The following is a 25,683-nucleotide window of genomic DNA, read 5'->3' as shown; positions in this document are numbered from 1 at the left end:
CGATCAACGGGAGGCAGGCGCCTGGGCGGGTTCACTTGGGTCGAACCGCAGGCGCGAGAAACTGGCGATGCAGGCCAGCGCGGCGCACAAGCCTCCCAGCCACAGGGCGGCGATGGCGCCGTGCGTGGTGGAGACATTGAAGCAGGCGGCAACCATGGCTGCGCCGGAGGCCTGGCCAAGCAGGCGCACCGTCCCGATCATGCCGCTTGCGCCGCCGGCGCGCGAGGCCGGCGCCGAGGTCATGATGGCGCGCAGGTTGGGGGACTGGAAGAAGCCGAATCCGGCGCCGCAGATCGCCATGCGCCAGGTAATGTCCCACACGGAGGGGGCGGCCGGCATCAGCGCCAGCAGGACCAGGCCCAAGGCCAGCAGCGCCAGGCCGACACCGCCCAGGATGCCCGCCGGATAGCGGTCGGACAGACGTCCGGCGATCGGCGCCATCACGGCCACCACCACCGGCCAGGGCGTGATCAGAAAGCCCGTGTGCACCTGGCTGTAGCCCAGCACGGTCTGGAACATGAACGGCAGCGAGACAAAGGCCAGCGCCTGGGCGGCGAACGCGCACACCGCGGTGGCGGCGGACAGCGCGAACAAGGGCCGGCGCAGCAGGTCCACCGCGAGGATCGGCGCGGGATGGCCGGCCTGCCGGCGCATCAGCAGCCACAGGCAGGCCGCCGCCGCGCCCCACTCCAGCACGACCCGCGGCCAGGGGGCGCTGTGCGCCAGTTCATTCGATCCCAGCACGAACAGGCCCAGCGTCAGGGCGCAAAGCAGCGCGGCGATCCCGTCGAAGCCATGCCGCGCCCGCGCGGTTTCGGGCAGGCCGCGCAGGGCCAGCATCGCGGCCAGGATGCCGATGGGCACGTTGATCAGGAACAGCCAATGCCAGGAGCCCAGCAAGAGGATGGCCGACGCCGCCGTGGGACCCGCGGCGAAGGACAGGCCCACCACCATGGCGTTCAGCCCCAGGCCCCGGCCCAGCATGTGAGAGGGATAGATGAAGCGCAGCAGCGCGCCGTTGACGCTCATGACCCCGGCCGCGCCCAGGCCCTGCAGAATGCGCGCCGCCACCAGAGAGGGCAGCGTGGGCGCCAGGCCGCAGGCAAGCGAGGACAGGGTGAACACCGCCAGGCCCACGATGTAGACCCGCCGGTGCCCCAGGATCTCGCCCAGCGCCGCCGCGGGCAGCAGGCCCGCCACCATGGCCAGCTGATAGCCGCTGATGACCCAGATGGAGCCGGCTTCGCTGGCCTGGAGGTCGCGGGCGATGGTCGGCAACGCGGTATTGGCGATGGCCGTGTCCAGGCTGGCCATGCAGACCGCCAGCATGACGGCCAGGAGCGCGCCCAGGCGCTCGGCGGCGGGCAGGCCGACGCCTGCCGGATAGACGGTGCTGCGGGAGAACGAGAGCATGAAGTGGCGGCGATGCGAGGGGGCGTCCGGGCGGAGCGTCCGGAATCGTGAGCATTGATTCTAATGCGGCACCGCGATTCAACGCTTCGTCAGCAGGCGGCGCGTCCGTCGCCGGAGTCCCAGCGCCATATCCGTTCCGGTCCGGGAGCGCGCCGCCGGGGCCGGCCGAACCCGGCGGGATCGGCGTCCGCCGCCTAGGGCTGCCCGGGAGCCTCGCGAGGCTTGACCGGCCAGAACAGGGTCGCGGGGCGCTGCCAGATACGTTGCCGCACGCCTGCCGACAGGGAATCGCGGTCGCCGCGGCGCAGGTCGCGCGAACGCAGCGCCACGTTGAAGGCCAGCGCAAAGCTCACCACCACGTTGAGCACGCCGGTCGCCGCCGTGCCGGCCACGGCCATCCAGAACGCGTTCGTATGCACAACCTCCCAGCCCAGCGTGCCCAGGGCGGTGCCGATCTGGCCCGCGCTGAGCGTCACGTGGCGAACCTCCACGTGCGGGCCGAAGAAGCTCACGATGGCCGGGCCGATGCCCAGCATCAGGCCCAGCGACACATTGCCGGCGATACCCGAGATATTGCGTTGCCAGAAGCCCGCCCAGCGGACCGCGCCGCGTTCGCCGAACAGCTGGCGCGTGCGCCGGTCATAGGCCATGACGTCATGCACCCGGTGCAGCGCGAACCAGTTGTCGGCCCACCCGGCGATCAGGCTCGACAGCCAGAGCAGCACGCCGGTCGCGGCCGCATAGATGGGTGTGGGGCCCCAGATGGAGAACGAGTCCAGGGTTTCCCGCGCCTTGTCCGCGCTGATCAGCGGCTGGTCCAGCGCATGCGTGGCCACCCATTGGACCGCCCATGCCATGGGAAACACCACGGCGAGGTTGCCCAGGATGGCCGCCGCGTTCGAGCGGATCATGGACAGCGTGTCGTCCAGGAAGGCCTCGCGCCCTTGCGGCGTGTTGGCCGCGTCCAGCCGGTGGGCGAGCGCCGGGCCGGTCATGGCCGGCTGCTTGGTGGCCAGCGTGAAGTGCGCGAACTGGATCACCAGGAAGCCGCAAGCGTAATTCAGCGAGGCCAGCAGGCCCTCGATGAATTTGTCCAGGTGCATGGAAACGATGAAGAACTTCAGGTACACCGTGAACACCATGATGAATCCGCCGCCCAGCGACGCCTTCAGCATGTCCAGGTATTCCACCGGGTCGCGGGCAATATAGTGTTCACCGGTTTCGGCGGTGCGTTCCATCACGCGCCGCGCCAGCTGGGCGAACGAGGAGGCCGCCAGGTGCCGGATGCTGCTGCGCGCCTGGGTGGAGCGGATCAGCTCGGCGATCAGGTGCGCGTACTTGTGGCGCTGCGTCGGATCCACCCATACGCTCAGCAGCAGTTCGATGCGCGCCAGGCGCAGCTTCATGCGTTCGATCTGGAAGACCACTTCGACCGAGACGCCGTTCTGCTCCAACTCGTCGTACACGCCTTGCGTAGCGGCGCGGCAGCCGTCGAGCAAGGCCCGGAATACGTTCAGCCGACGCCCGAAGACCTCCCGCGGCGTGTCCGGCGGGCTGTCGCACAGTTCGGCGGCGGCCGCGGCCAGCGCAAAGAATGGCGTGTCCTGCACGGGGCCGGCCAGGCGGGAGCGGATGTCCTGGCTGAGTCCGGTGGCGCGCACCTGGCTGACCAGCACCTGGATGCTGGTGGTCAGCGCCTGCTCAAGGCGCAGGGAAGGCGGCTCCAGCGCGGCGGGATCCTGGCGTGGCACGCCGTCGCCCAGGCGAAGCAGCACGCGCATGCGCGCCAGCGTCGCCTCGTCCAGCGATTCGATCCATTCCGCATCGCCGGCGCGGCGGAAGATCAGGGAGAACAGCCCGAACATGTCGCCGCGGTTGGGCGGCGGCGGCAGCATCCGCGCCTGCACGCGTTCCCAGAACTCGCCCCAGAAGCCCGGATGCGAGGCGACGCCGGTATCGCAGAGCAGCGAGGTCGAGTCGTTGTCGGCCAGCAGCGAGCGCAGCGTGGCGGCGGCGCGGTCGGCCAGCTCGGGGTTGTGTTCCAGCACTTGCAGCAGATAGCGCAGGCGCGCGTGCTGGGGATGGCGGCCGTCCTGCGCCGGTTCATGGCCCGGCCGGTTCAGCCAGCGGCACAGATCCACCATCCACAGGTTCCGATCGCCCAGCGGGGCCTGCGGGTCGGCGTTGGACAGGATGACGTCGATCTGTGGCCCGCCATGCCGCGAAGCCCGCCATTTGCGCCAGAGGGAGGTAAGCATGGGCGGGCCTCGTGGTTCATAGTGATTCGGGGTCTCGGCGCAACGAGAAGCCCTGCGCTTCGTTCATGGCCAGATAGCTGACGTTGCGCGACACCACGGGCGGCTTGTCGCCCGCGTGCAGCGCGCGCACCTCGTCCAGCACCATCTTGTCGGCCAGCGTCATGCGGTCCATCATGCGCAGGTACTGCATCCAGCTTTCCACCAGGAACACTTCGCGCCAGACGCCTTCGCGCTCCAGGTCGCGGAACAGCTGCCACTGCTGCGCGCCATTGCGCAGCCGCAACAGCCGCAGCGGCCGGGCAGCGTGGATCAGCGCGGCAAGCCTGTCCTGGTTGATCAGGTATTCCACCGCGACCAGCACGGCGCCGCGCTGGGTGTTGAAGCCCGCGGCGGCCATGGCCGGCTCCGTGTCGTCGGCGCGCGCCAGGGACTGCGCGTCCACGTGCTCGGGCAGGCGCGACCTGTACAGCAGGGCGACGGTAACTCCCAGCATGATGCCTGCGGCGGACAGTGCGCCGGACACGCCCATGGTGCCGGCGAAGTGGCCCCACATGAACGAGCCGGCCGCCAGGCCGCCGAAGATCGCCGTCTGGTACAGCGCCAGGGCGCGCGCCTTGACCCAGTCCGGCACCAGCATCTGGACAGTGGTGTTGTAGGTGGCCAGCACGCCTATCCAGCAGCTGCCCGACAGCAGCAGCGCCGGAAACGCCACCCAGAGCGTGTCGGTCAGTCCCAGCGCCAGCAGGCAGGCAGCCAGCAAGGCGGCGGCGACGCTGATCAGTCCGCTCGCGCCCCACGCCGCCTGCACGCGGCGCACCAAGGCGCTGCCCAGGATGGCGCCCAGCCCCAGCGCGCCCAGCATATAGCCATACAGCAGCGCACTGCCGCCTTCATGTTCGTGCGCCAGCAAGGGCAGCAGCGCCCACAGCGCGCTGGCCGACAGGCCGAAGGCGAACGAGCGCAGCATCACCACGCGCGTCACGGTGGAATGCTGGGTGTAGCGCACGGCGGCCACGACGCCTTCGAAGATGCCTTCGGGCGGCAAGCGGCGCACGGGCAGGTCGCGCTTCCAGCGCCAGATCGCCCAGATCAGGCTGCCGTAGCAGAAGCAGTTCAGCAGGAAAACCCAGGGCGCGCCCATGGCGCCCAGCAGGAGGCCGCCGATGGCGGGGCCCACCGCGCGCGCCACGTTGAAATTCACGCTGTTGAGCAGCACCGCGCTGCCGACGTGGGCGCGCGGCACCTGCTCGCCCACCGCCGCCTGCCAGGCCGGGGTGACGACGGCGCTGCCGATGGCGATGCAGAACACGGAGGCGATCAGGGTGATGGGGTGCAGCAGGCCGGCGAAGGCGAGCACGGTGATGAAGACGCCGCCGGCCAGCTCCAGCAGCATGCCGGTCAGCATGACCTTGCGGCGGTCGTAGTTGTCCGCCAGCACGCCGGTCAGGATGGACAGCGCCACCAGCGGGAAGGCGGCAGCCACCTGGATCATGGCGACCATCAGCGGGCTGTTTTGTTCGGTGGTGATGATCCAGGCGGCGGCGACGGACTGCGCCCATGTGCCCAGGTTGGCGAACAGGTTCGCGATCCAGATGACGCGAAACGCGGGAAAGGCAAAGGGGGAAAGCGTGCTGACCTGGAGGACAGGAGCGGGGGTGGCCGACGGGTCGGCCGGCAGGTCGTTGGTAGCCGAAACGGGCTGCAGCATAGGGGCTTGTCCGGGGCGCCGGGGGGCGCCCTTTCCGGGCTTGGTCTGGGTCGGACAATGGTACGCCCAAGGGAGGCCGGATTGGGGGCACCTCATGCTTTTCTAGTACCCTGCCCCGGGTGCGGCCGTCCAAGGCTGCGCGCACCGACCCGGCTGTACGTCAGTCCGACGCACGCCGCCGTTCCACTATTTGCGATTTCTGTTTTGATGACCCTGACTTTCAATGGGCGCGCGTTCGCCGCCCTGCTTGCCGTGACGGCGCTGCTGGCGCTGATCGCAACCCTGGGCGCGCCCTATCCCTTCCTGCGCGGATTCTTGGGCGATGTGGTGGCCGTGGGCTGGGCCTATCTGGTGTATCGCAGCTTTATCCGCGCGGGCGTGCTGCCCCTGGCGCTGGCCGCGTTGTTCACGGGGTACGCGGTGGAACTGGGCCAGTACCTGGCCCGCCATTTCGGCTGGCGCATCGAGCAGCCAGTGTTGCGCGTCGTCCTGGGCAGTGTGCCTGACTGGTGGGACGTCCTGGCCTACACCGTGGGCTTCGTGCTGGTGCTGGCGCTGGCGGGCGCCTATGCGCGCCGCCAGAAGGGCGCTGCGCTGCAGAACGCCCGCATGCAGGTCAGCCTGCGCGCAAGGCGCTAGCGGCCATGCCGCTGCCCGGGGCGGTTTTCCCGGGCGCCCTCATATCGGTCAACCGGCCTGGCAGGCCGCGTCGTCGCCTTGCGCGTGCGCGGTGATCGCTGCTGCGCGCTGCGGTTGCAGGCGCGCGTTGCGGAACGGGGCCAGGCATTCGGCCCAGGACGAGGGGAACAAGGGCGTGGCGTGGCGCACGGCATCGCGGCGGGCGTAATGCGTGAGCAGCTGCTGGCCAATCGGGGCGTCTCCAAGGGGGTGGCGGGTATTCATGGTATTTCCGTATTGCATTGAAAGTGTATTCATTGTACGTCGATGGCCGGCCGAGGTCCAGCCCACCCATGGGTCCCGCAAGTACTTGATCTTCCAGAAACTGTCCCTGTTTCCAAGAGGAGTTCTCCGGGATTGCCCTAGCAGTCCAAAACAGTAGACGGTATACAATGTTCATCATGCCCGGGCTTAGACAGGCCTGGAATCTCTCCCACTGGACCTGGAGCGCGTCATGGCAGAACTGATGAACCGAGATGAATTCCGTACCGCGTTGGAAAACGCGATCAAGGGCAAGAGCGCGAATGCCTCGCCCTTTTCCATTGCCTGGGCCGAGGGCAAGCTCAGCCGCGAACACCTGTCGCGCTGGGCCGAGAACCACTACCACTACGTGGGCCCGTTCGCCGACTATCTGGGTTACCTGTATGCCCGCACGCCCGATACCTATACCGAGGCCAAGGATTTCCTGCTGGCCAATATGTATGAAGAAGAAATCGGCGGAGACCGCCACACGGACCTCCTGATCCGTTTCGCCGAGGCCTGCGGCACCACCCGCGAACGGGTCACCAACCCCGACAACATGTCGCCCACGACGCGCGCGCTGCAAAGCTGGTGCTATGCCGTGGCCATGCGCGAAGACCCCATCGTGGCCGTGGCCGGCCTGGTGGTGGGCCTGGAATCTCAGGTGCCGTCCATCTATCGCAAGCAGACGCCGACCCTGCGCGAAAAATACGGCTTCACCGACGAGGAAGTGGAATTCTTCGACCTGCATATCGTGTCCGACGAAATCCACGGCGAACGCGGCTACCAGATCGTGCTGGAGCACGCCAACACGGTTGAGCTGCAGCAGCGCTGCCTGAAGATCTGCGAAATCGGCGCGCAGATGCGGCTGCTCTACACCACGGCGCTCTATACCGATTACGTGCAGCAGGAAATCAAGCTGCCCGAACTGGGCCTTGCCGCCTGATTCCCGCCCGCGGCCGCCGGGCGCTTGCGCCGGACGGCCGCGGGGGCCGCAGATCCTGGACGAAGAACCCATGCCTACCGTTGTGTTTCATAAAGGCGGCCAGACCTACACCGACGTGGTGAAGGACAACACCAACCTGGTGGTGCGGGCCGGCATCAAGCAGTTTCCGTTTCCGCATCTGCGCTATGAATGCGGCATGGGCAAGTGCGCCAAATGCGCCTGCCGCGTGCTGGCCGGCGCCGAGCATCTGCCGCCGGTGAACTGGAAGGAAAAAAAGCAGCTTGGCGACCGTATCGACCAGGGCTACCGGCTGGCGTGCCAGCTTTGGCTCAATAACGATATCGAGCTGACCCAGGACGTGGAGGCATAGCGGCGATGGAGCCCGTATACGTAATCCTGACCACCAAGCCCGGCGTCTTTCGGACCGAAGCGGGCGATGGGGCCGACATCATCGAAACCTACGACTACGTGTTCTACGGCCGCGCGCTCGCGGTGTTCAGCATCGCCCTGCTGCACCGCGACATCAAGCTGGTGGTGACCGAGGAAACCCCGCCGTACGTGGTGAACCACGTGCCGTCCAAGTTCCTGGAGAGGTTCGCATCGGTGGACGCCGCCCGCAAGGAGCTGGCCCACCTGACGCGTTTTGGCAGCATGGAGTCGACGCTGACGCTGAGGTCCGGCGCCGTCGCCGCGGAGCACTGAACACATGGTCCAGATCACTTTCATTTCCAATGGCGGCAAAGTCGCGACTGCGCCTGAAAACAGCAATCTGCTGCGCATATCGCTGAAAGAAAAAGGCGGCATTCCGTTCAAATGCGGGGGCGGCCTGTGCGGCACCTGCAAGTGCCGCATCGAAGAAGGGCTGGAGCACACCGATGCCATCAAGCCCAAAGAGCGCAAGCACTTGCGGCCCGAGGATTTCGAGGCCGGCTATCGCATGGCCTGCCAGACTTTCGTGAATGGCGACGTCAAGGTGTCGTGGGTGGTGCAGAACGGCAAGGGCGTGGTGGTGGGGGCGGCGCCCGACCCCGTGCCAGCCGCGACCTGACCTGAGCGGCGCGGCCGGCGGCTTCAGGCCACGGAGGCGTGCGGCTGCTGGGCTTCGGTATAGGCCTTGGCGGCGTTGTGCACGTGCTGGCTTGCCAGCAGCGCCGCGAGATCGCCGTTGCCGGCGATCACCGCGTTAAGTATCTGCGAATGCTCGTCCCAGTTCTGCTTGGCGCGGCGCATGTTGCTGGGCGCGAACAGCAGCGCCGTGCGGTCGCGCAGCGAACGCATCAGGTCGGTCAGCACCACGTTGCCGCCGATGGTGGCCAGCATTTCGTGGAACTGCGAATTCAACGCCAGGAACTTATCCAGCTGCTCGCTGCGCGCGGCTTCCGTGCCTTCGCGCAGGAAGGCCTGCAGGCGTTCCACGGTCTTGTCATCGCGGCGCTGCGCGGCCAGCTTGGCGTTCAGCCCTTCCAGCGTGGCGCGCACTTCCACCATGTCGTAGGCCACCGCGTCGGACAGCACCGACACGGACGCGCCGCGCCGCGGCTCGATCGTGACCAGCCCTTCGGCGGCCAGCGCGCGCAGCGCCTCGCGCACCGGGATGCGGGACACGCCCATTTCTTCGGACAGGCGGCCTTCGACCAGGCGGTCGCCGGGGGTGAACTCGCCGCTCAGGATGCGCTCGCGCAGCTTGTCGCGGATGACGGCAAACAACTGCGGATGCTGCTCGCCGATCTTCAGCGGGGCGGAATGCTGCGTCTCTACGGCTTGCGTGCTGACTGGGGAGGTTGTCATGGCGAGCAGGTTTGGCTTAATGGATACAGTCTCCATTGTATTACCGGGTGTAGCCGAGCGCCGCAGGGGGTGTGACGCATCAATTCCCCCAGAAGGACTTGACCAGCACCCCCACGGCGCCCAGGGCGCAGGCCGCCAGCAGGACGGCGCGCACCGCGCGCGGGGGCAACAGGGTGCGCAGCCGGTTGGAGACCGCAAAACCGGCCAGAAGAAAGGGCGCCAGGCTGAGGGCCAGCCCGGCGTGGTAGCCCGTGTACCGCTTGGCCAGCGCCAGCATGGCAAGCGAAAAGATCGAGCCCAGGAACAGCACCATGCCCAGTGTGGCGCGCAGCCTGGGCGGCGCGGCGTGCTGCAGCACGATGGCGATGGGCGGCGCGCCCACCGAGGTCATCGTGCCCATGATGCCCGAGGCCACGCCCGCGCCGGACACCCTGCCCGGCGTGGCGGAGAAGCGCAGTCCGGCCACGCTGAGCGCCACGGCGATCAGGATCATGCAGGCAAACAGCACGCCCAGGGCCTGCGGGGCAAAGCGCGCCATCGCGTAGATGGCGATCAGCGTCCCCACGGCGCGGCCCGCCAGCGCGTAGGACACGGCCGGCCAGTCGATGGCGGCGCGCTCGCGCAGCGCGGTCAGGAGGGAAATGAAGCCCCCCAGCGTCAGCAGCGGTCCGGGCGCCAGCTGGGGAAAGAACATGGCCGCCACCGGGGCGGCGAACATGGCGAAACCGACGCCGCCCACGCCCTGCGCCACCGCGGCGCCAAACACCACCGCCGCCATGGCGGCGTAATGCCAGAGATCAGGGAACGGCAGGGAGGACGGCATGCCTGGGCGGTTTGTAAATTATGTATACGATAGTCTATCCATGATTTCGACCGGATGGACGATACCGGCCTAAACCTAGGGTAATCCCCTGAATTTTCGGGATTATTCATGGGAATTTCAGAATTATCGCTTTCCCTAGGCGATGCATATTTCGATTGGTATGCCTCACAACGAAATATAGTATACCGATGGTGGCGACCCAACAGCCACGCAAACAAGGGGAATAGCGCATGCAATCGGACGTGGTGCTCAATGCCGCTCATTGGATATACCTGATCAGCGTGGCGGCCATCATCTTGACGATGATTCTGCGGGCCAATGTGGTGGTGCCGTCGGTCATCGGCACCTTCCTGGTGGTGCTGGCCATCACGGGCAATCCGATCAGCGCCCTGATCGGCATCTTCTCCGCCAGCTTCGTGGCGGCCAAGGAGCTCTTCAACATCTTCCTGGTCATCACCTTCATGACCGCGCTGCTCAATTCGCTCAAGACCTTGCAGGCGGACGTGCGCATGGTGCAGCCGTTTCGCCGCGTCATGCGGGGCGGCCACTCCTCTTTCGTGATCATCGCGCTCTGCACCTATGTGATCTCGCTGTTCTTCTGGCCCACGCCCGCCGTGCCGCTGGTCTCCGCCATCCTGCTGCCCGCGGCCATCGCCGCCGGGTTGCCGCCCCTGGCGGGCGCCATGGCCATCGCGATCGCCGGCCAGGGCATGGCCCTGTCCTCCGACTACGTGATCGGAGTGGCGCCCAGCATCAGCGCCAAGGCGGCGGGGGCGGCCGTCAGCGCGGCGGTGGTGGCTGACCGCGCGCTGGTGCTGTCGCTGATCACCGGCGCGGTGGCGCTGGTTGCAGCCTACCTGCTGGTGCGCAAGCACATCGTGCCGGCCGATCCGGCGCTGCTGTCCGCCTGGCAGTCCCGCGCCCAGGACGGCAGCCTGGCGCGCATGGAACAGGCCGGCTCCTTCGACAAGGCGGAACTCGCGCGCGGCACCATGGGCGCCGACCCCGCGCTGCCCCGCGGCCCGGCGCTGAGCGAAGAAGAGCGCCGCCGGGTGCGCTGGTCCAAGACGTTCGCGGTGGTGACGCCGCTGGCCTTCCTGGCGGTGATTGCGGTGATGGTGCTGCCCCGGCTGTTCCCGTCCCTGCCCGCCCTGCGCGGCGGCGATGCGGCGGCGCTGGTGGGTGGCGTGGCCTTTGTCGTGATGATGCTGGTGACCCTGGCGGCCGAAGGGCCGCGCAAGATGCTGGACGTCTGTCCGGAGCACGTGACCGACGGCTTTGTCTTCGCCTTCAAGGCCATGGGCTCGGTGCTGCCGATCGCCGGCTTCTTTTTTGTCGGAGCCAATGAGACGGCCGCACAGATCCTGGGCGTGCCGCAGGCGCAGGCGCCCGGCCTGCTGTTCGAGGTGATCTCGGCGTCGCAGCACCTGATTCCGGAAAACCACTTCCTGGTCGCCTTTGGCGTGCTCATCGTCGGCATGATCACCGGCATCGACGGCTCCGGCTTTGCCGGCCTGCCGCTGACCGGCACGCTGTCCGGCGCCCTGGGTCCGGTGGTGGGCGTGGATCCCGCCACGCTGGCGGCCGTGGGTCAGATGGGGGCGGTATGGACGGGCGGCGGCACCCTGATCGCCTGGTCGTCGTTGATTGCGGTGGCGGGCTTTGCGCGGGTGAACGTGCTGTCGCTGGTGCGCGCCCTGCTGCTGCCGGTGTTGCTGGCGCTGTTCGTATCCACCATTTGCGCCGTGCTGATCTGGAGCTGAGGTCCGGCGCGCAGAGCGGAAGAGGCCCCGGAAGGGGCTTTTTTCTTGCCGGCCGGACTGGGGTTTCCACGTATCGTGTACAAGTGATTAAAGTATACAATGTTCTGAACATATCTCAGACGCCCCATGCCCGGCCGGCCTGGCCGGGCCAGACCAAGGAAGCGCTCCCGTGGACGATCTCTCGCAGCAGACCTTTTTGAACCACATCGGCGGCGCCTGGATGCCCAGCGGCACGGGCAAGACCGCTCCGAACATCAATCCGGCCGACACGGGCGACATCGTGGGCCATTTCCAGGTGTCGGACGCCGAGGACGCCAGGCAGGCGGTGGAAGCGGCCGACGCGGCGTTTGCCGCCTGGCGCGACACGCCCATCTCCAAGCGCGCGGCGATCCTGTTCCGGGCCGCCCAACACCTGGAAGACCATGCCGATGCGATTGCGCGCGAATTGACCCGGGAAGAGGGCAAGGGCCTGAACCTGGCCAGGGACGAAGTGCTGCGGTCCGCGCAGACGATCCGTTTTTACGCGGTCGAGGGTCAGTCCTTCACCGGCGAGACCTACGTCAACGACGATCCGGACATGATCGTCTACAGCCAGCGCGAGCCGCTGGGTGTGGTGACGGTGATCTCGCCCTGGAACTTCCCCATTTCCATTCCCGCGCGCAAGATCGCTCCGGCGCTGATCATGGGCAATACCGTGGTGTTCAAGCCGTCGTCGGACGCGCCGCTATCGGGCTATCGCCTGGCCGAGGCCTTCGTGCAGGCCGGCCTGCCCGCCGGCGTGCTGAACTTCCTGACCGGGCCGGCCGCAGCGGTGGGCGAAGCGATCACCGGCGCGAGGCAGGTGCGGGCGATTTCCTTTACGGGATCCACCGCCGCCGGCGAGCAGATCCACCGGACCGCCGGGCTCACCACCCGCACTCAGATGGAACTGGGCGGCAAGAATCCGCTGATCGTGCTGGCCGACGCCGACCTGGACCGCGCGGTGGACCTGGCCGTGAAGGGCGGATTCTCGCTGAGCGGTCAGGCCTGCACCGGCACCAGCCGCGTGCTGGTGGACGCCAAGGTGCGCCAGGCCTACACCGACAAGCTGCTGGCCAGGATCAAGACACTGACCATCGGCAATGGTCTGGACGGCAACTTCGATCTGGGACCGCTGGCGACCGCCAGGCAGCTGGACAACGTGCTGGGCTACGTGGCGGTGGGCAAGCAGGAGGCCACGCATCTGCATGGCGGAGACCGCCTGAAGGGCGCAAGCTTCGACCGTGGCTATTACGTATCGCCCGCGCTGTTCACCGACGTGACCCAACAGATGCGCATCGCGCGCGAAGAGATCTTCGGACCGGTGATAGCGTTGATCGAGGTCGACGGCTATGAAGACGCCATCGCCCAGGCCAACGATACCGAGTACGGCCTCTCGGCCGCCATCGCCACCACCGACGCGCGCTATGCGCACCGCTTTGCCCGCGACATCCAGGCGGGCACGGTGAAGATCAACCGCACCACCACCGGCAATCTGATCAACGCGCCGTTCGGCGGACTGAAACACTCCAGCACGTCCACGTTCCGCGAGTCGGGCCGCGTGGGCCTGGAGTTCTACACCCAGATCAAGACCGTCTACCGCGCCGGCTGACGGCGACCCCACCACGAGAGGCTTTGCACATGAAACAGATCTATCGCCTGGAACTTGAAGAAGCGCGCTTGATGGTGCGCGCGGCCATCGCCAAGTCGCAAGAGATTGGCGTGCTGGAAACCATCTGCATCGTGGATGACGGCGGCTATCCGATAGCGCTGGAGCGCATGGACGGGGCCCGCATCACCGGTCCGCAGATCGCGTGGAACAAGGCGTTCACCGCGGCCGGCCACAAGCGTTCCACCCACCTGTTCAACACGCCGCCCAATGGCCCGGCGCTGCCCGGAAACGAGGCCTTCGGCATCCAGTGGAGCTTTGACGGCAAGTTCGCCGTGTTCGTCGGCGGCTTTCCGATAGTCGTGAACGACGAAGTCATCGGCGGGGTGGGCCTGAGCGGCGGCAACGGCGAACAGGACACCAAGGCCGGCGTGGCGGCGCTGGCGGCGCTGGCCGAATTGCTGGAGCCGCGCGGCATGAAAGTGCTGGTCGAGGCCGACATCAAGAAATAGGCGAGGACGCCATGGCATACCGCGTGCATATCCTGGAAACCGAAGAGGCCTTTGACGTCGAAGAGGGCGAATCCGTGCTGGAAGCCGCGGAGCGGTCGGCGGTGAAGCTGCCGCACGAATGCACCTTCGGCGGCTGCGGCACCTGCCGCATCAAGCTTGCGTCCGGGGCGGTGCGGTACGAGGAATTCCCCATGGCGCTGACGCCCGAAGAGGCCGAAGAGGGCTACGCGCTGGCATGCCAGGCGCATCCCGTGGCCGACCTGTGCATCAGCGTGGCCAGCAGCCGGCAGACGTTTCCCGAGCCGCGCCGCATCCCCGGCACCATTCACCGCATCGAATCCTATTGCGACGACGTGATCCACCTGACGCTGGCGCTGCCCGCGCAAGGCCTGGACTATGTGCCGGGGCAGTACATGAACGTGGTGCTGCCCGACGGCGAAACCCGCAGCTTTTCCATGGCCTCGCCGCCGGCCGGCAACCTGCTGGATTTCCATGTGCGCCGCATCCCCGGCGGCCGCTACACGGACCAGTGGCTGGGCCAGGCGCAGGCGGGCGCGGAAGTGGAGATCGAGGCGCCGCTCGGCGTGTTCAGCTATCACGAGGAAGACTGGCGTCCGCTCATCATGATGGCGACGGGCACGGGCATCGCGCCCATCAAGGCGATTCTGGAGTCCCTGCTGGACAACGAGGATTGCCCGCCGGTCACGCTGTACTGGGGCATGCGCACCGAGGCCGACCTGTACCTGCGCGATGTCATCGAGGGCTGGGCGGGGCGGCTGTACGAATTCAACTTCGTGCCGGTGCTGTCGCGCGCCAGCGAGGGGTGGCAAGGGCGGCGCGGCCATGTGCAGCAGGCCGTCCTGGAAGACCACCAGGACCTGTCGGAACACGCCATCTATCTGTGCGGCGCGCCCGAGATGATCCAGCAGGCCAAGAGCCTGCTGGCCGCGCGCGGCGCCAGCCTGGACCATATGTACGCCGACAGCTTCACGTTCCAGCACGCGCTGGCCCCGGCCGGCTGACCGGTAGCGATCCGGCGGGCCACGCTAGCGATACACCAGCACCGGCAATCGGGTACGCGCCAGCACCCGCTGTGTTTCGCTGCCCAGCAGGAAACCGGTCATGCCGTGCCGCCCGTGCGAACCCATGATGATCAGGTCGCAGCCCAGTTTTTGCGCCGTTTCGACGATCGCTTCGTGCGGGTGGTCGTTGACCATCACGATGGCTTCGCAGGGCACCAGCGCGTGCCGCGCCTCGGTTTCCAGCCCGTCCAGATACGCCTGCGCGTTCTTGCGCGCCTGGTCGGTGTGATGCGTCTGCGTGGTGCCCAGCATCTCGGCCTGGTAGACCAGCAGGTGATCTTCCGGAATGGCTCGGATGAGGGTGATGGTGGCACCCATTTCCTTGGCGAAAACGAGCGCGCGCTTGAATGCCGATTCGGACAGCAGGGAACCATCCACGGCGATGAGCAAGTGCCTGTACATGTTGCCTCTCCTTTAGGAAAAGGAATGTCGAGCAACGGCTGATTCAGTATAGGCCCGCCGCCGGGCGCAATCCAGTCCCGCAGATGGACGAGGCGGCCTCGTGCATCGGGGCGCCCGGCGTATCGGCCTGGCCGGGTTCAGGCGGTCCGGCGCTGCGTCTCGTCGCGCGTGTCCAGTCCCTGGGGCAGGGCGTCGATGAGGCTGCGCGTGTAGGGATGCCTGGCGTCGCGCCACAGGGTGGCGTTGGGGCCCTCCTCGACGATGCGGCCCGCATTCATGACCAGCACCCGGTCCGCAAGGTAATGCACGACCGACAGGTCATGCGAGATGAACAGGTACGACAGGCGGAACTCCGCCTTCAGGTCCACCAGCAGGTTCAGGATCTGCGCCCGCACCGACACGTCCAGCGCGGACACCGGCTCGTCGCAGATGACCAGGGCCGGCCGCAGCACCAGCGCCCGGGCGATGCCGATGCGCTGGCGCTGGCCGCCCGAGAATTCGCTGGGATAGCGCGACAGCGCCTCGCGCTGCAGTCCCACCGCGTCCAGGATGCGGGCGATCCGTTGGCGCCGCTCCTCGCGGTCCGTCACGCGGTGGATGCGCAGCGCGGCCTCCAGGATGTCCTGCACGGTGTGCCTGGGGTTCAGCGAGGCGTACGGATCCTGGAAGATCATCTGCACGCTTTGGCGATAGGCCGCCAACCCGCGCGCATCCAGCCGGGCGGTGTCCTCGCCGCGCAGCAGGATCCTGCCCGAGGCCGGCGCAAGCAGCCGCACCAGGGTGCGGGACAGGGTGGATTTGCCGCAGCCCGATTCTCCGACCAGGCCCAGGGTTTCGCTCGGGGCGACCTGGAACGATACGCCATCCACCGCGGCGGTGACGCCCCGGCCGGTCTGATACTGCACGCGCAGGTCCTGCACCTGCAGCAGCGGGACCGAGGCGGCGGGCGCGGGGTCGTTGGCGGCCGCGGGCGCGCGCGGCGGCGTCACCAGCCCGAACACCGGCCGGCCCGAAGCGGGGTCGAGCCGGCTGCGGATCTCCGGCAGGCGCAGCTTGCGGTAGTGCGTGGCGTCGTCCAGGCGCAAGGATGCGCCCAGCAGGCCACGGGTATACGGATGGTGCGGCTGGCGCAGCAGCGCGGACGCCGGGCCTTCTTCCACCTTTTCGCCGCCCACCATCACGGCCACGCGGTCGGCCCATTCGCCCACCACGGCGAGGTCGTGGGTGATCAGCAGCAGGCCCATGTCCAGCTCGGCGCGCAGGTCGTCCAGCAGCTGCAGGATCTGCGCCTGCACCGTCACGTCCAGCGCGGTGGTCGGCTCGTCGGCCACCAGCAGCGCGGGCTGGCAGGCGATGGCGGCGGCGATCATGGCGCGTTGCCGCTGCCCGCCGGACAGGCGATGCGGGTAGTCGTCCACGCGGCGCTGCGGCTCGGGCACGCGCACCAGGTCCAGCAGTTCGATGGCGCGGGCGCGGGCCGCCCGGGCGGACGCGCCGCGATGCAGGCGCAGGGCCTCGCCGATCTGGTCGCCCAGGGTCAGCACCGGGTTCAGGCTGGTCATGGGCTCCTGGAAGATCATGGCGATGCGGTCGCCGCGCAGCGCGCAGCGCCGGTGTTCCGGCAGCGCCAGCAGATCCTGGCCTTCGAACAGCACGCGTCCCTGGACGCGGGCGTGGCGCGGCAGCAGGCCCAGCAGGGCGAGCGCGGTGGTGGATTTGCCGCAGCCGGATTCGCCGACCAGCGCCAGGGTTTCCCCGGAGCGGATCTGCAGATCCAGGCCGCGCACGGCCTGGTGGCCGGGGAAGGCGACGTTCAGCCCCTGGATGTCGATCAGCGTAGTCATAAGTCCTTGCGCCCTAGGTCGCGGCGGGCGAGGCCGCCACGCGGCGCCGGCGCAGCTTGGGATTGAGCGCGTCGTTGACCGCGTCGCTCAGCAGGTTCATGGCCAGCACGGTTGCCATGATGGTGAGGCCAGGCAGCGCGGTCATGTACCAGGCGGTGCGCAGCGCCTCGCGGCCGGCCCCGACCATGCTGCCCCAGCTGACCACGTTGGGGTCGCCCAGGCCCAGGAACGACAGCCCGGCTTCGGACAGGATGGCGTGGGCCACCAGCACGGCGGTGGTCACGATGATGGGCGGCAGGGCGTTGGGCAGGATTTCGCGGAAGATGATGCGGGCATGTCCCGCGCCCAGCGTCTGCGCGGCGCGCACGAATTCGCGCTCGCGCAGGGAAATGAACTCGCCCCGCGTCAGGCGCGCGATGCCCGTCCAAGAGGTAATGCCCAGCGCGAAGATGATGGTCGACAGCGACGGCCCCAGTATCGCCACCAGCACGATGGCCAGCAGGAACGACGGCACTGTCTGGAAGAGCTCGGTGATGCGCATCAGCACGGCGTCCGTGCGCGGCCCGGCATAGCCGGCTATGGCGCCGACCAGCAGCCCGATGCCGAGTGCGATCGCGGCGGACGCGCCGCCCACCAGCAGGGAAACCCGGGCGCCATGGAACAGCCCCGCCAGGATATCGCGGCCCATCAGGTCGGTGCCCGCCGGGAACGCGGCGTCCTCGCCCGGCCAGGTGAAGGGCGCGCCCACCATTTCCAGGGGATCGTCCGGGAATAGCCACGGGGCGCTGGCCGCGGCGGCCAGCACGACCAGCAGGATGGCCGCGCCCACGGCGGCGGAGGGCGCGCGCAGCAGGCGCAGCGCGGCAAGCGGCAGTCTCTTCATGTCTTTCTCACACGGGGGTCGAGCAGGCCGTAGCAGGCATCCACGGCGATGTTCATCAGCGCCACCAGCGCCGCGCTCATCAGCAGGATGCCCAGGAGCAGGTTGACGTCGCGGCTGGCGATGGCCTCGAACGACAACTGCCCCAATCCCGGCCAGGCGAACACGGTTTCCACCACGATGCTGCCGCCCAGCAGCGCGCTGCTTTGCAGGCCCAGCATGGTGATGACGGGCAGGATGGCGTTCTTCAGCGCATGGCGCCAGATCACGCGCGCTTCGCCATTGCCGCGGGCGCGCGCTGTGCGGATGTAGTCTTCCTGCAGGGTTTCGATCATCGACGCGCGCGACAGCCGGGCATAGATGGCGACGTAGTAGATCGCGACGGTGGTTACCGGCAGCGCCAGGTGACGCGCGTAGTCCAGCCACAGGGCCCAGCCCTGGTGGGCCGCGCCCACGTCGCGGATGCCGCCCACGGGCAGCCAGTTCAGATGCACGCCGAAGCCCACGATCAGCATCAGCGCCGTCCAGAACATGGGGGCGGAATAGCCCGCCGTGGCCAGCGCCGACAGCAGGGTGTCCAGGAGGCCTTGCGGCCTTCGCGCGGCCAGCACGCCCAGAAGCACCCCCAGCGCTACCGACAGCGCCAGCCCGGCGCCGATCAGCGCGAGCGTGGCGGGCAGCCGGCCCAGGATCAGGTCGGCCACCGGCTCGCCATAGCGGAACGAATAACCCAGGTCCAGGGACAGCAGGCTCTTCAGGTAATAGCCCAGTTGCGCGAGCACGCTCTGGTCCAGGCCATAGGCCTGGCGCAGCTGTGCCACGTGCTCGGGCGTGATGCCGCTGTTCTCGGAGGCGATCACATCCACCAGGTCGCCGGGCACCAGCTTGAGCAGGAAGAAGTTGGCGATGGCGGTCACGCCCACCACGAACAGGACCTGCAGCAGATAGCGCAAGGGGCGGGGCAGGCGCAGGGACATGGTGATGGTTCCCTTGCGGCCGGTCAGGCCTTGCCCAGCCAGACGTTGGCGAAGTTGTTGCGCGAGTGGGACGAGGCGTCCGTCACGTTGCGAACCTGCTTGTCCCAGACGCCGAACCAGCGGAACTCGAACAGGCCGATCAGCGGGAGATCGCGCTGCGCCAGCCGCTGCACCTCGTTGTACTGCTCGATGCGCTTCTTCGGATCGGTTTCGACCTGCGCGGCTTCGATGGCGCGGTCCATGTCGGGGTTGCTGTAGCCCGACGCGTTGTACCAGGGCGTGCCCTTGGCTTCCGCCTTGCTCCAGTAGCGCGTTTCCACGCCCAGCTGCGGGTCGATCAGCACAGTGCCCCAGGAGCTGATGAGCTGGAAGTTGTAGTCGGTGAAGACGTTGCGGGTCCAGGTCGCCAGGTCCAGCCCGCGCAGCGTGACGTCGATGCCGATCTTGCGCAGTGCCTGGCGCACGAACTCGCCGGTCCGGCGGTAGTCGTCGCCGAACGGAATGTAGTCGTGCGTCAGCGCGAAGCGCCAGCCGTCCGCCTTGCGCGGAAAGCCGGCCTCGTCCAGCAGCTTCTCGGCCAGCGCCGGATCGTAGGGATACTGCTGCACGTTGGGGTTGTGATAGGGCTTGACCAGCGAAGGCACGGGGCTGACGAACGGTTCGGCGTAGCCGTTCCACACGGTCTTCACCAGCACCTGCTTGTTGACCGCGTGGGCGATGGCCTGGCGTACCTTGAGCTTCGACAGGATCGGATCGCGCAGGTTGGCTTCCAGCCACAGCCAGGCGGCAAAGCCGTTGTAGCCCGAGGTGTCGACGGACAGCTTGGGCAGCTTGGACAGGCGGGTGGCGTCCGTGAACGCCACGGGGTTGCGTTCGCCGTAGGCGACGCCGCCGGTCTCCAGCGCAGTGGCGCGGCCGGACACGTCGGGGATGATCTTCCAGACGATGCGGTCCAGGTACGGGCGCCCGGGCTGCCAGTATTTCTCGTTCTTCTCCAGCACGATGTAGTTGCCCCGGTTCCATTCCTTGAACACAAAGGGCCCCGTGCCGATGGGCTTGTTGTTATAGGGATTGTTCTGGATGTCCGTGCCTTCGAACAGATGGCGCGGCAGGATGGGCGCGCCCAGCGAGTCGATGGCGTTGAGCGCGACGGGCGTGGGCTGGGACAGATGCAGCACCACGGTGTGGTCGTCCGGGGTTTCGACCTTCTGCAGGTACTGGAACACGCGGCGCGCGCTGGGCGCATGCTTGAGCCAGACCTCCTCGGCGGACCATTTGACGTCGGCGGCCGTGAACGGCTTGCCGTCGTGCCACAGCACGCCCTGGCGCAGCTTGAACGTGATGGTCTTGCCGTCGTCCGACACGGCCCAGCTTTCCGCCAGGACCGGGCGCGGCTTCAGGTCGGGGCCGTATTCCACCAGGCCGTCGAAGATCTTGCTGACCACGGCGCCAGTGGGAGTCGAGGAGTTCAGATAGAACGCCAGCGTGGGCGGCTCGGGGTGGACCACCGCGTTCAGCACGCCGCCGCGCGCCGCGCCGTCCACGGTGTTGGGCAGGCTTTGCGTGTCGGCGTGCGCCGGCGCGAAGATCACATTGGGAAAGAGCGCGCCCGCGCCCATCAGCGCACCCGCGCTCATGAGCCAGCGGCGCAGCGGACTGGCGGGGAAGTCCTGTTCGTCCGCGGCGGGGGGAAGAGACTGCGTCATGAAGGTTTCCTTCTGTCGGGGAGGGCGGTCGTGGGAATGAGGGGCCGGGCTGCTTCAGGCGGCCAGACTGGTCAGGGCGGGGAGATCGGCGGGGTCGCGGCGCAGCAGGGTGGCCAGCAGCTCGCGGCGCCACGCGTCGTACAGCACCACATGGTTGCGGGTGTCCAGGCCCGTGGCGCGTTGGTTCAGCAGCCAGGAGTCGCGCAGGTAGGGGCCCAGGATGCGCTGGGCGTCTTCGTCGGCCTGGATCAGGCCTTGCACCCAGTCCTCGCGTTCGGCGGGGGCCGCGCGTTCCAGCTTTGCCAGCCACCATTGCGTGATGCGGATGCGGTGCGTTTCCTCGTCGGGCAGGATGCGGTTCTCGCCGAACTCGCGATGGCCAAAGTCCAGCACGCGCGCCGTGCGCCGGTTCACGAACAGGCGCGCCAGGATGTAGTGCTCGTAGTGGAACTGCCAGGCCAGGAAGTTCTGCCAGTTGCGCAGTGCAAAGCCGCCTATCAAGTCCCAGGCGTCGCGCACGCCCTCCTCAACCTGCGCCAGCGGATCGGCGCCCAGCAGAATCGATGCGCGGCCGCGCGAGAACTCCGCATGCGCTGCGTCGTCGCCCAGCTGGCGCGCCAGGGCGAACTGGAATTCGGTGTCGTCCTTGAACAGGCCGGCGATGGCTTGCGCCGCCACCTGCGCGATGAACAGGTCGTGGACCGTGTTCCAGACGGCGTAGCGGCCAGCGGCCTGGCGTTCAATCGTGTCCGCGAGATCCCGCGGCGCGTCGATGCGCGCCGCGGGAATGTTCGGGGCAACGGCAACGCGGACATCGTCGAACAGCTGCGCTTCAAGCGCGCCGTCGTAACGCAGGGAAAGGGGCAGATCCAGTTCAGACATGGCGGCGGGAAAGTTGCTGGCAGTGCCGCGCTTACGCGGCCGCCATGAGCGGAAAGTCTCGACTCTAAGCAAGCGGGAAGGCGCGCAACAAACATTCTTTGGTGATTTCGTTATGCACGCATCAGGCCGCTAACAGAGGGGCGCCCGGGCGGCTTTCGCATATACCGATTTCAAATATCCCAATGCGAAATCAGTTCTTCCTTGCGGACTGGCGCGGCCGTAGGCTGCATGTTTTCCTCAACGCCGGGGCGCCCCATGCCGCAAGCTTCAAGCACCGATTCCACGCACGCAGGCGACGAGGCGCCAAGAGTCGTGCCGGCGGCCCGCATCCGGGATGATGCCCAGGCCATCGAGGCCGCGCATGCGCTGGCCGCCGACTTCTCGCAGGGCGCGGCCCGGCGCGATATCGAACGCGGACTGCCGTGGCGCGAGATCGAACGCTACTCGGCCAGCGGTCTGGGCGGCATTACCGTGCCACGCGAATTCGGCGGCCCCGAGGTCTCTCATGTGACACTGGCCGAGGTCTTTCGCATCATCAGCGCGGCGGACCCGTCGTTGGGCCAGATTCCGCAGAATCACTTCGGGTCGCTCAATCTGCTGCGGCTGACCGGGACGCCCGCGCAGAAGCGCCGGTACTACGAAGGCGTGCTGGCTGGCCGCCGGCTGGGCAACGCGGGGCCGGAGCGCCACACGCGCCACACCCGTGACATCCAGGCGCGCCTGACGCCCGATGGCGACGGGTTTCGCCTGAGCGGGCGCAAGTTCTATTCCACCGGCGCGCTCTTCGCGCACTGGATTCCCACCAAGGTGCTGGACGCCGAAGGCCGCCTGGTGACCGTCATTCTGGAGCGCGGCGCACCGGGCCTGACGGTGGTGGACGATTGGTCCAGCTTCGGGCAGCGCACCACCGCCAGCGGCACCGTGCTGCTGGACAACGTGCGCGTGGAAGCGGACAGCGTCCTGCCCGCGTGGACCGTCCAGGAAACTCCGGTGCTGGTGGGCCCGTATGCCCAATTGATGCAGGCCGCCATCGACGCCGGCATCGCCGACGGCGCCTTGCGGGACGCGGTGACGTTCCTGCGCGAGCGCTCGCGGCCCTGGGTGGAGGCGGGCGTGGAGCGTGCCACGCAAGATCCCTACGTGATCGCCGACGTGGGCCGGCTGTACACCGATCTGCATGCCGCCGAGGCCGTGCTGGCCGAGGCGGCGCAGCATCTGGACCAGGCCGCGACACGCGCGCTGGACGCCGATGATGTGGCCGCGGCTTCAATCGCGGTGGCGCGCGCCAAGGCCTTGACGACCGAGATCGCGCTGACCGCCAGCGAGAAGCTCTTTGAACTTTCCGGCGCGCGGTCCTCGCTGGCCGAGTTCAACCTGGACCGCCATTGGCGCAACGCCCGCACGCATACCTTGCACGACCCCGTGCGTTGGAAGTATCACGCGATCGGCAACCATGTGCTGAACGGACAGCGTCCCAATCGCCATTCCTGGATCTGAAGCCATGCCCCACGAAAACGTATCCTCGCTGACGCCTCGCCGCGCGGCCCTCATCGAGTCCGACGCGCAGGCGCTGGAAACGGCCCATGCGCTGGCCGCCGACTTCGCCCGTGAATCGTCGCAGCGCGATCGCGAACGGCGCCTGCCGCTGCCGGAGCTTGAGCGCTACTCGCAGTCGGGCCTGTGGGGCATCACGGTGCCGCGCGAGCATGGCGGCGCGGGCGTGTCCCGCGTGACCCTGGCCGAAGTCACGGCCATCATCTCGCGCGCCGACGGTTCGCTGGGCCAGATCCCGCAGAATCACTATTACGCGCTGGAAGTGCTGCGCGTCAACGGCAACGCCGACCAGCAAAGACGCTTCTACGCCCGCGCGCTGGCGGGCGAGCGATTCGGCAACGCGCTGGCCGAAATCGGCACCCGGACCGCGGCCGAGCGCCGCACGCGCCTGACCGCCGATGCACAGGGCGGGTGGCGCATCAACGGCAGCAAGTTCTATTGCACGGGCGCGCTCTACGCCCAATGGATTCCCACGGCCACCGTGGACGATGCCGGCATCCAGCGGCTGGCGTTCGTGCGCCGCGACAGCCCGGGCGTCGAGATCATCGACGACTGGTCGGGCTTCGGGCAGCGCGTGACCGGCAGCGGCACCGTCGTGTTCAAGGACGTCGCGGTGCCGCAGGAAGACGTGCTGCTGCTCGCGGATCCGTCCGCGCCCGCCAACACGATCAAACCGCTGGCGCAGATCATCCATGCGGCCATCGACCTGGGCATCGGCCAGGCGGCGCTGGCCGATGCCGTGGACTTCGTGCGGGAACGCTCGCGTCCGTGGATCGATGCCGGCGTTGAGCGGGCCCGCGACGATCCCTTGACGATCAGCGAGTTTGGCCGGCTGTCCGTCAGGCTGGAAGCGGCCCGCGCCCTGGTCGCGCGCGCCGGCAGAATCCTGGACACCGCCACCGCCGAACCCTCGCCGGAACGGGTCGCGGCCGCCGCCATCGCGGTGGCGCAGGCCCGCGCGCTCACCACCGAAGCATCGCTGGCCGCCGGCACCAAGCTGTTCGAGCTGGCCGGCACCCAATCCACGCTGGACCACCTGAACCTGGACCGGCACTGGCGCAACGCGCGCACCCATACCCTGCACGATCCCGTGCGCTGGAAGCTGCACGCCGTCGGCAACTACTACCTGAACGATGTCCTGCCCGCACGCGTGGGCACCACCTGAACCCGTCGAGGTCCGGCATGGCGAAGAAGCAAATCCTACTGAACGCGTTCAACATGAACTGCGTCGGACATATCAACCACGGCCTGTGGACCCATCCGCGCGACACCTCCGTGCAATACAAGACGCTGGACTACTGGACGGACCTGGCGCGCTTGCTTGAGCGCGGCCTGTTCGACGGCCTGTTCCTGGCGGATATCGTGGGCGTGTACGACGTCTACCAGGACTCGGCGGACCTTACCCTGCGCGAATCCATCCAGCTTCCGGTGAACGACCCGCTGCTCACCGTATCCGCCATGGCCGCCGCGACGCGCCACCTGGGCTTCGGCGTCACGGTGAACCTGACCTACGAAGCCCCCTACCTGCTGGCGCGCCGCTTCTCCACCCTGGACCATCTGACCAACGGCCGCATCGGCTGGAACATCGTCACCGGCTACCTGGAAAGCGCCGCGCGCGCCATGGGTCTGTCCGAGCAGATCGCGCACGATGAACGCTACGACCGCGCCGACGAGTTCCTGGAAGTGGCCTACAAGCTGTGGGAAGGCAGCTGGGACGACGACGCCGTCCGCGCCGACAAGCGCGGCCGCATCTACGCGGACCCCGAAGCGGTGCGGCGGGTGGACCATGCCGGCAAGTACTACCGGGTCCAGGGCTATCACCTGTCCGAACCCTCGCGCCAGCGCACGCCCGTGCTCTACCAGGCGGGATCCTCCGGCCGCGGCCAGGCATTCGCCGCGCGTCACGCCGAATGTGTGTTCGTGTCCAGCCAGACCAAGGAAGGCCTGAAGAAGCTGGTGGCAGGCGTGCGCGAATCCGTCGCCCGCGAAGGCCGCGACCCGCGCGACATCAAGTTCTTCATGGGCGTCACGGCGGTGGCTGGAAGAACGGAAGCCGAGGCCCGCGAGAAGCACGCGGAGTATCTGCGCTACGCAAACCCCGAGGCAGGCCTGGCGCACTACGCCAGCTCGACAGGCATCGATTTTTCGCGCTATGCGGCGGACGAGCCGATCCGGTATGTGAAGAACAACGCGATCGAGTCGGCGGTGAAAAGCCTGACCGTCGCGCGCACGGACCGAACGGTGCGCGACCTGCTGGCGGACATGGCCCTGGGCGGCCGCTATCCCGCGCTGGTCGGAAGCGCGGCGCAGATCGCGGATGAGCTGGAGGCGTGGGTGGCCGAGACGGACATCGACGGCTTCAATCTTGCGCGAACGGTGACGCCGGAGTGCTACGGGGACTTTATCGATCTGGTGATTCCGGAATTGCAAAGCCGGGGGTCTTACAAGACGGCGTATGCGGAGGGGTCGTTGCGGGAGAAGTTGTTTGGGGCGGGGAGGGGGAGACTGCCAGAAGAGCATGCGGGGGCACGGGGGCGGGGAGTGCTGGCGTAGGGCGGGGCGTTTCTTCTTCTTCGTAGGTGGCTTCGTTCGTCAGGTTT

At 67.8% G+C, this 25,683-nt stretch carries 24 protein-coding genes; 12 read left to right on the top strand and 12 right to left on the bottom strand.

The window, feature by feature from the left end:
- Positions 1 to 3: 3 nt before the first annotated feature.
- From HLG70_RS20290 to HLG70_RS20280, 3 genes are all read right to left on the bottom strand, one after another.
- A complete protein-coding gene (locus HLG70_RS20290) occupies positions 4 to 1,413 on the bottom strand; it encodes an MFS transporter (protein ID WP_171666537.1) in 1,410 nt (469 codons plus the stop codon).
- Between the two features lie 194 nt (positions 1,414 to 1,607).
- Entirely contained in the window at positions 1,608 to 3,671 is a 2,064-nt protein-coding gene (locus HLG70_RS20285) for a site-specific recombinase (RefSeq protein ID WP_171666539.1), read from the bottom strand.
- A gap of 16 nt (positions 3,672 to 3,687) precedes the next feature.
- Positions 3,688 to 5,379: an MFS transporter gene (locus HLG70_RS20280; RefSeq protein ID WP_171666541.1), complete on the bottom strand. Its 1,692-nt coding sequence runs from the start codon at positions 5,377 to 5,379 to the stop codon at positions 3,688 to 3,690.
- A gap of 207 nt (positions 5,380 to 5,586) precedes the next feature.
- Between HLG70_RS20280 and HLG70_RS20275 the strand changes: the two genes are divergently transcribed.
- A complete protein-coding gene (locus tag HLG70_RS20275) occupies positions 5,587 to 6,018 on the top strand; it encodes a DUF2809 domain-containing protein (protein ID WP_171666543.1) in 432 nt (143 codons plus the stop codon).
- Between the two features lie 48 nt (positions 6,019 to 6,066).
- Here the strand turns inward: HLG70_RS20275 and HLG70_RS20270 are convergent, their stop codons facing one another.
- A complete protein-coding gene (locus HLG70_RS20270) occupies positions 6,067 to 6,282 on the bottom strand; it encodes a hypothetical protein (RefSeq protein WP_171666545.1) in 216 nt (71 codons plus the stop codon).
- Positions 6,283 to 6,511: 229 nt separating this feature from the next.
- Here HLG70_RS20270 and HLG70_RS20265 point away from each other — a divergent pair, with 229 nt between their 5' ends.
- From HLG70_RS20265 to HLG70_RS20250, 4 genes are all read left to right on the top strand, one after another.
- On the top strand, positions 6,512 to 7,243 hold the full coding sequence (locus HLG70_RS20265) for a TenA family transcriptional regulator (protein ID WP_057286253.1): 732 nt from the start codon (positions 6,512 to 6,514) through the stop codon (positions 7,241 to 7,243).
- Positions 7,244 to 7,313: 70 nt separating this feature from the next.
- A complete protein-coding gene (locus HLG70_RS20260) occupies positions 7,314 to 7,613 on the top strand; it encodes a 2Fe-2S iron-sulfur cluster-binding protein (RefSeq protein WP_171666546.1) in 300 nt (99 codons plus the stop codon).
- 5 nt (positions 7,614 to 7,618) lie between these two features.
- On the top strand, positions 7,619 to 7,945 hold the full coding sequence (locus tag HLG70_RS20255) for a ferredoxin (RefSeq protein ID WP_171666548.1): 327 nt from the start codon (positions 7,619 to 7,621) through the stop codon (positions 7,943 to 7,945).
- 4 nt (positions 7,946 to 7,949) lie between these two features.
- Positions 7,950 to 8,291, top strand: a complete 342-nt coding sequence (locus HLG70_RS20250; protein WP_171666550.1) for a 2Fe-2S iron-sulfur cluster-binding protein — start codon at positions 7,950 to 7,952, stop codon at positions 8,289 to 8,291.
- 23 nt (positions 8,292 to 8,314) lie between these two features.
- Here the strand turns inward: HLG70_RS20250 and HLG70_RS20245 are convergent, their stop codons facing one another.
- On the bottom strand, positions 8,315 to 9,031 hold the full coding sequence (locus tag HLG70_RS20245) for a GntR family transcriptional regulator (protein WP_171666552.1): 717 nt from the start codon (positions 9,029 to 9,031) through the stop codon (positions 8,315 to 8,317).
- 79 nt (positions 9,032 to 9,110) lie between these two features.
- The gene (locus HLG70_RS20240) at positions 9,111 to 9,854 is read right to left on the bottom strand and encodes a sulfite exporter TauE/SafE family protein (protein WP_171666554.1); all 744 of its coding nucleotides are present in this window, start codon (positions 9,852 to 9,854) and stop codon (positions 9,111 to 9,113) included.
- 230 nt (positions 9,855 to 10,084) lie between these two features.
- Between HLG70_RS20240 and HLG70_RS20235 the strand changes: the two genes are divergently transcribed.
- The 4 genes from HLG70_RS20235 to HLG70_RS20220 all read left to right on the top strand — a co-directional run bounded on the left by HLG70_RS20235 (position 10,085) and on the right by HLG70_RS20220 (position 14,778).
- Positions 10,085 to 11,617 carry a hypothetical protein gene (locus HLG70_RS20235; protein WP_171666556.1) on the top strand — a complete coding sequence of 511 codons (1,533 nt, stop codon included), beginning with the start codon at positions 10,085 to 10,087 and terminating at the stop codon, positions 11,615 to 11,617.
- A 220-nt stretch (positions 11,618 to 11,837) separates the two neighbouring features.
- Positions 11,838 to 13,247: an aldehyde dehydrogenase family protein gene (locus tag HLG70_RS20230; RefSeq protein ID WP_419144826.1), complete on the top strand. Its 1,410-nt coding sequence runs from the start codon at positions 11,838 to 11,840 to the stop codon at positions 13,245 to 13,247.
- 29 nt (positions 13,248 to 13,276) lie between these two features.
- Positions 13,277 to 13,756, top strand: a complete 480-nt coding sequence (locus tag HLG70_RS20225; RefSeq protein ID WP_171666561.1) for a GlcG/HbpS family heme-binding protein — start codon at positions 13,277 to 13,279, stop codon at positions 13,754 to 13,756.
- Between the two features lie 11 nt (positions 13,757 to 13,767).
- The gene (locus HLG70_RS20220) at positions 13,768 to 14,778 is read left to right on the top strand and encodes a 2Fe-2S iron-sulfur cluster-binding protein (protein WP_171666563.1); all 1,011 of its coding nucleotides are present in this window, start codon (positions 13,768 to 13,770) and stop codon (positions 14,776 to 14,778) included.
- A gap of 24 nt (positions 14,779 to 14,802) precedes the next feature.
- On the opposite strand, the gene HLG70_RS20215 is transcribed toward HLG70_RS20220, so the two are convergent.
- The 6 genes from HLG70_RS20215 to HLG70_RS20190 form a co-directional block, all read right to left on the bottom strand.
- Positions 14,803 to 15,240, bottom strand: coding sequence for a universal stress protein (locus tag HLG70_RS20215; protein WP_171666565.1), 438 nt, complete (start codon positions 15,238 to 15,240; stop codon positions 14,803 to 14,805).
- Between the two features lie 137 nt (positions 15,241 to 15,377).
- A complete protein-coding gene (locus HLG70_RS20210; RefSeq protein ID WP_171666567.1) occupies positions 15,378 to 17,084 on the bottom strand; it encodes a dipeptide ABC transporter ATP-binding protein in 1,707 nt (568 codons plus the stop codon).
- A 13-nt stretch (positions 17,085 to 17,097) separates the two neighbouring features.
- Positions 17,098 to 17,967 carry an ABC transporter permease gene (locus HLG70_RS20205; protein WP_171666569.1) on the bottom strand — a complete coding sequence of 290 codons (870 nt, stop codon included), beginning with the start codon at positions 17,965 to 17,967 and terminating at the stop codon, positions 17,098 to 17,100.
- Positions 17,964 to 18,941, bottom strand: a complete 978-nt coding sequence (locus HLG70_RS20200) for an ABC transporter permease (RefSeq protein WP_171666571.1) — start codon at positions 18,939 to 18,941, stop codon at positions 17,964 to 17,966. The genes HLG70_RS20205 and HLG70_RS20200 overlap by 4 nt, the downstream gene beginning before the upstream one ends.
- Positions 18,942 to 18,964: 23 nt before the next feature.
- Complete coding sequence (locus tag HLG70_RS20195; protein ID WP_171666573.1) at positions 18,965 to 20,647, bottom strand: ABC transporter substrate-binding protein; 1,683 nt, start codon at positions 20,645 to 20,647, stop codon at positions 18,965 to 18,967.
- Between the two features lie 54 nt (positions 20,648 to 20,701).
- Positions 20,702 to 21,529 (bottom strand): hypothetical protein, encoded by an 828-nt coding sequence (locus tag HLG70_RS20190; RefSeq protein ID WP_171666575.1) that lies wholly within the window; start codon positions 21,527 to 21,529, stop codon positions 20,702 to 20,704.
- 255 nt (positions 21,530 to 21,784) lie between these two features.
- Here HLG70_RS20190 and HLG70_RS20185 point away from each other — a divergent pair, with 255 nt between their 5' ends.
- Genes HLG70_RS20185 through HLG70_RS20175 form a run of 3 tightly spaced genes read left to right on the top strand, consistent with a single transcriptional unit; the run spans position 21,785 to position 25,636 of the window.
- A complete protein-coding gene (locus HLG70_RS20185; protein ID WP_171666577.1) occupies positions 21,785 to 23,026 on the top strand; it encodes an SfnB family sulfur acquisition oxidoreductase in 1,242 nt (413 codons plus the stop codon).
- A 4-nt stretch (positions 23,027 to 23,030) separates the two neighbouring features.
- Positions 23,031 to 24,248, top strand: a complete 1,218-nt coding sequence (locus HLG70_RS20180) for an SfnB family sulfur acquisition oxidoreductase (protein ID WP_171666579.1) — start codon at positions 23,031 to 23,033, stop codon at positions 24,246 to 24,248.
- Between the two features lie 17 nt (positions 24,249 to 24,265).
- Positions 24,266 to 25,636, top strand: coding sequence for an LLM class flavin-dependent oxidoreductase (locus HLG70_RS20175; protein ID WP_171666581.1), 1,371 nt, complete (start codon positions 24,266 to 24,268; stop codon positions 25,634 to 25,636).
- Positions 25,637 to 25,683: the final 47 nt, after the last annotated feature.

It is taken from the genome of Achromobacter deleyi, assembly GCF_013116765.2.
GTDB lineage: Bacteria > Pseudomonadota > Gammaproteobacteria > Burkholderiales > Burkholderiaceae_B > Achromobacter > Achromobacter deleyi_A.
The sequence above is the reverse complement of the archived record's forward strand: the minus strand, read 5'-3'. Positions and strand labels throughout refer to the sequence as shown.

Coding starts and splice junctions, on each gene's coding strand:
- HLG70_RS20290 (WP_171666537.1), bottom strand. CDS start 1,413: ATGCTCTCGTTCTCCCGCAGCACCGTCTATCCGGCAGGCGTCGGCCTG.
- HLG70_RS20285 (WP_171666539.1), bottom strand. CDS start 3,671: ATGCTTACCTCCCTCTGGCGCAAATGGCGGGCTTCGCGGCATGGCGGG.
- HLG70_RS20280 (WP_171666541.1), bottom strand. CDS start 5,379: ATGCTGCAGCCCGTTTCGGCTACCAACGACCTGCCGGCCGACCCGTCG.
- HLG70_RS20275 (WP_171666543.1), top strand. CDS start 5,587: ATGACCCTGACTTTCAATGGGCGCGCGTTCGCCGCCCTGCTTGCCGTG.
- HLG70_RS20270 (WP_171666545.1), bottom strand. CDS start 6,282: ATGAATACCCGCCACCCCCTTGGAGACGCCCCGATTGGCCAGCAGCTG.
- HLG70_RS20265 (WP_057286253.1), top strand. CDS start 6,512: ATGGCAGAACTGATGAACCGAGATGAATTCCGTACCGCGTTGGAAAAC.
- HLG70_RS20260 (WP_171666546.1), top strand. CDS start 7,314: ATGCCTACCGTTGTGTTTCATAAAGGCGGCCAGACCTACACCGACGTG.
- HLG70_RS20255 (WP_171666548.1), top strand. CDS start 7,619: ATGGAGCCCGTATACGTAATCCTGACCACCAAGCCCGGCGTCTTTCGG.
- HLG70_RS20250 (WP_171666550.1), top strand. CDS start 7,950: ATGGTCCAGATCACTTTCATTTCCAATGGCGGCAAAGTCGCGACTGCG.
- HLG70_RS20245 (WP_171666552.1), bottom strand. CDS start 9,031: ATGACAACCTCCCCAGTCAGCACGCAAGCCGTAGAGACGCAGCATTCC.
- HLG70_RS20240 (WP_171666554.1), bottom strand. CDS start 9,854: ATGCCGTCCTCCCTGCCGTTCCCTGATCTCTGGCATTACGCCGCCATG.
- HLG70_RS20235 (WP_171666556.1), top strand. CDS start 10,085: ATGCAATCGGACGTGGTGCTCAATGCCGCTCATTGGATATACCTGATC.
- HLG70_RS20230 (WP_419144826.1), top strand. CDS start 11,838: ATGCCCAGCGGCACGGGCAAGACCGCTCCGAACATCAATCCGGCCGAC.
- HLG70_RS20225 (WP_171666561.1), top strand. CDS start 13,277: ATGAAACAGATCTATCGCCTGGAACTTGAAGAAGCGCGCTTGATGGTG.
- HLG70_RS20220 (WP_171666563.1), top strand. CDS start 13,768: ATGGCATACCGCGTGCATATCCTGGAAACCGAAGAGGCCTTTGACGTC.
- HLG70_RS20215 (WP_171666565.1), bottom strand. CDS start 15,240: ATGTACAGGCACTTGCTCATCGCCGTGGATGGTTCCCTGCTGTCCGAA.
- HLG70_RS20210 (WP_171666567.1), bottom strand. CDS start 17,084: ATGACTACGCTGATCGACATCCAGGGGCTGAACGTCGCCTTCCCCGGC.
- HLG70_RS20205 (WP_171666569.1), bottom strand. CDS start 17,967: ATGAAGAGACTGCCGCTTGCCGCGCTGCGCCTGCTGCGCGCGCCCTCC.
- HLG70_RS20200 (WP_171666571.1), bottom strand. CDS start 18,941: ATGTCCCTGCGCCTGCCCCGCCCCTTGCGCTATCTGCTGCAGGTCCTG.
- HLG70_RS20195 (WP_171666573.1), bottom strand. CDS start 20,647: ATGACGCAGTCTCTTCCCCCCGCCGCGGACGAACAGGACTTCCCCGCC.
- HLG70_RS20190 (WP_171666575.1), bottom strand. CDS start 21,529: ATGTCTGAACTGGATCTGCCCCTTTCCCTGCGTTACGACGGCGCGCTT.
- HLG70_RS20185 (WP_171666577.1), top strand. CDS start 21,785: ATGCCGCAAGCTTCAAGCACCGATTCCACGCACGCAGGCGACGAGGCG.
- HLG70_RS20180 (WP_171666579.1), top strand. CDS start 23,031: ATGCCCCACGAAAACGTATCCTCGCTGACGCCTCGCCGCGCGGCCCTC.
- HLG70_RS20175 (WP_171666581.1), top strand. CDS start 24,266: ATGGCGAAGAAGCAAATCCTACTGAACGCGTTCAACATGAACTGCGTC.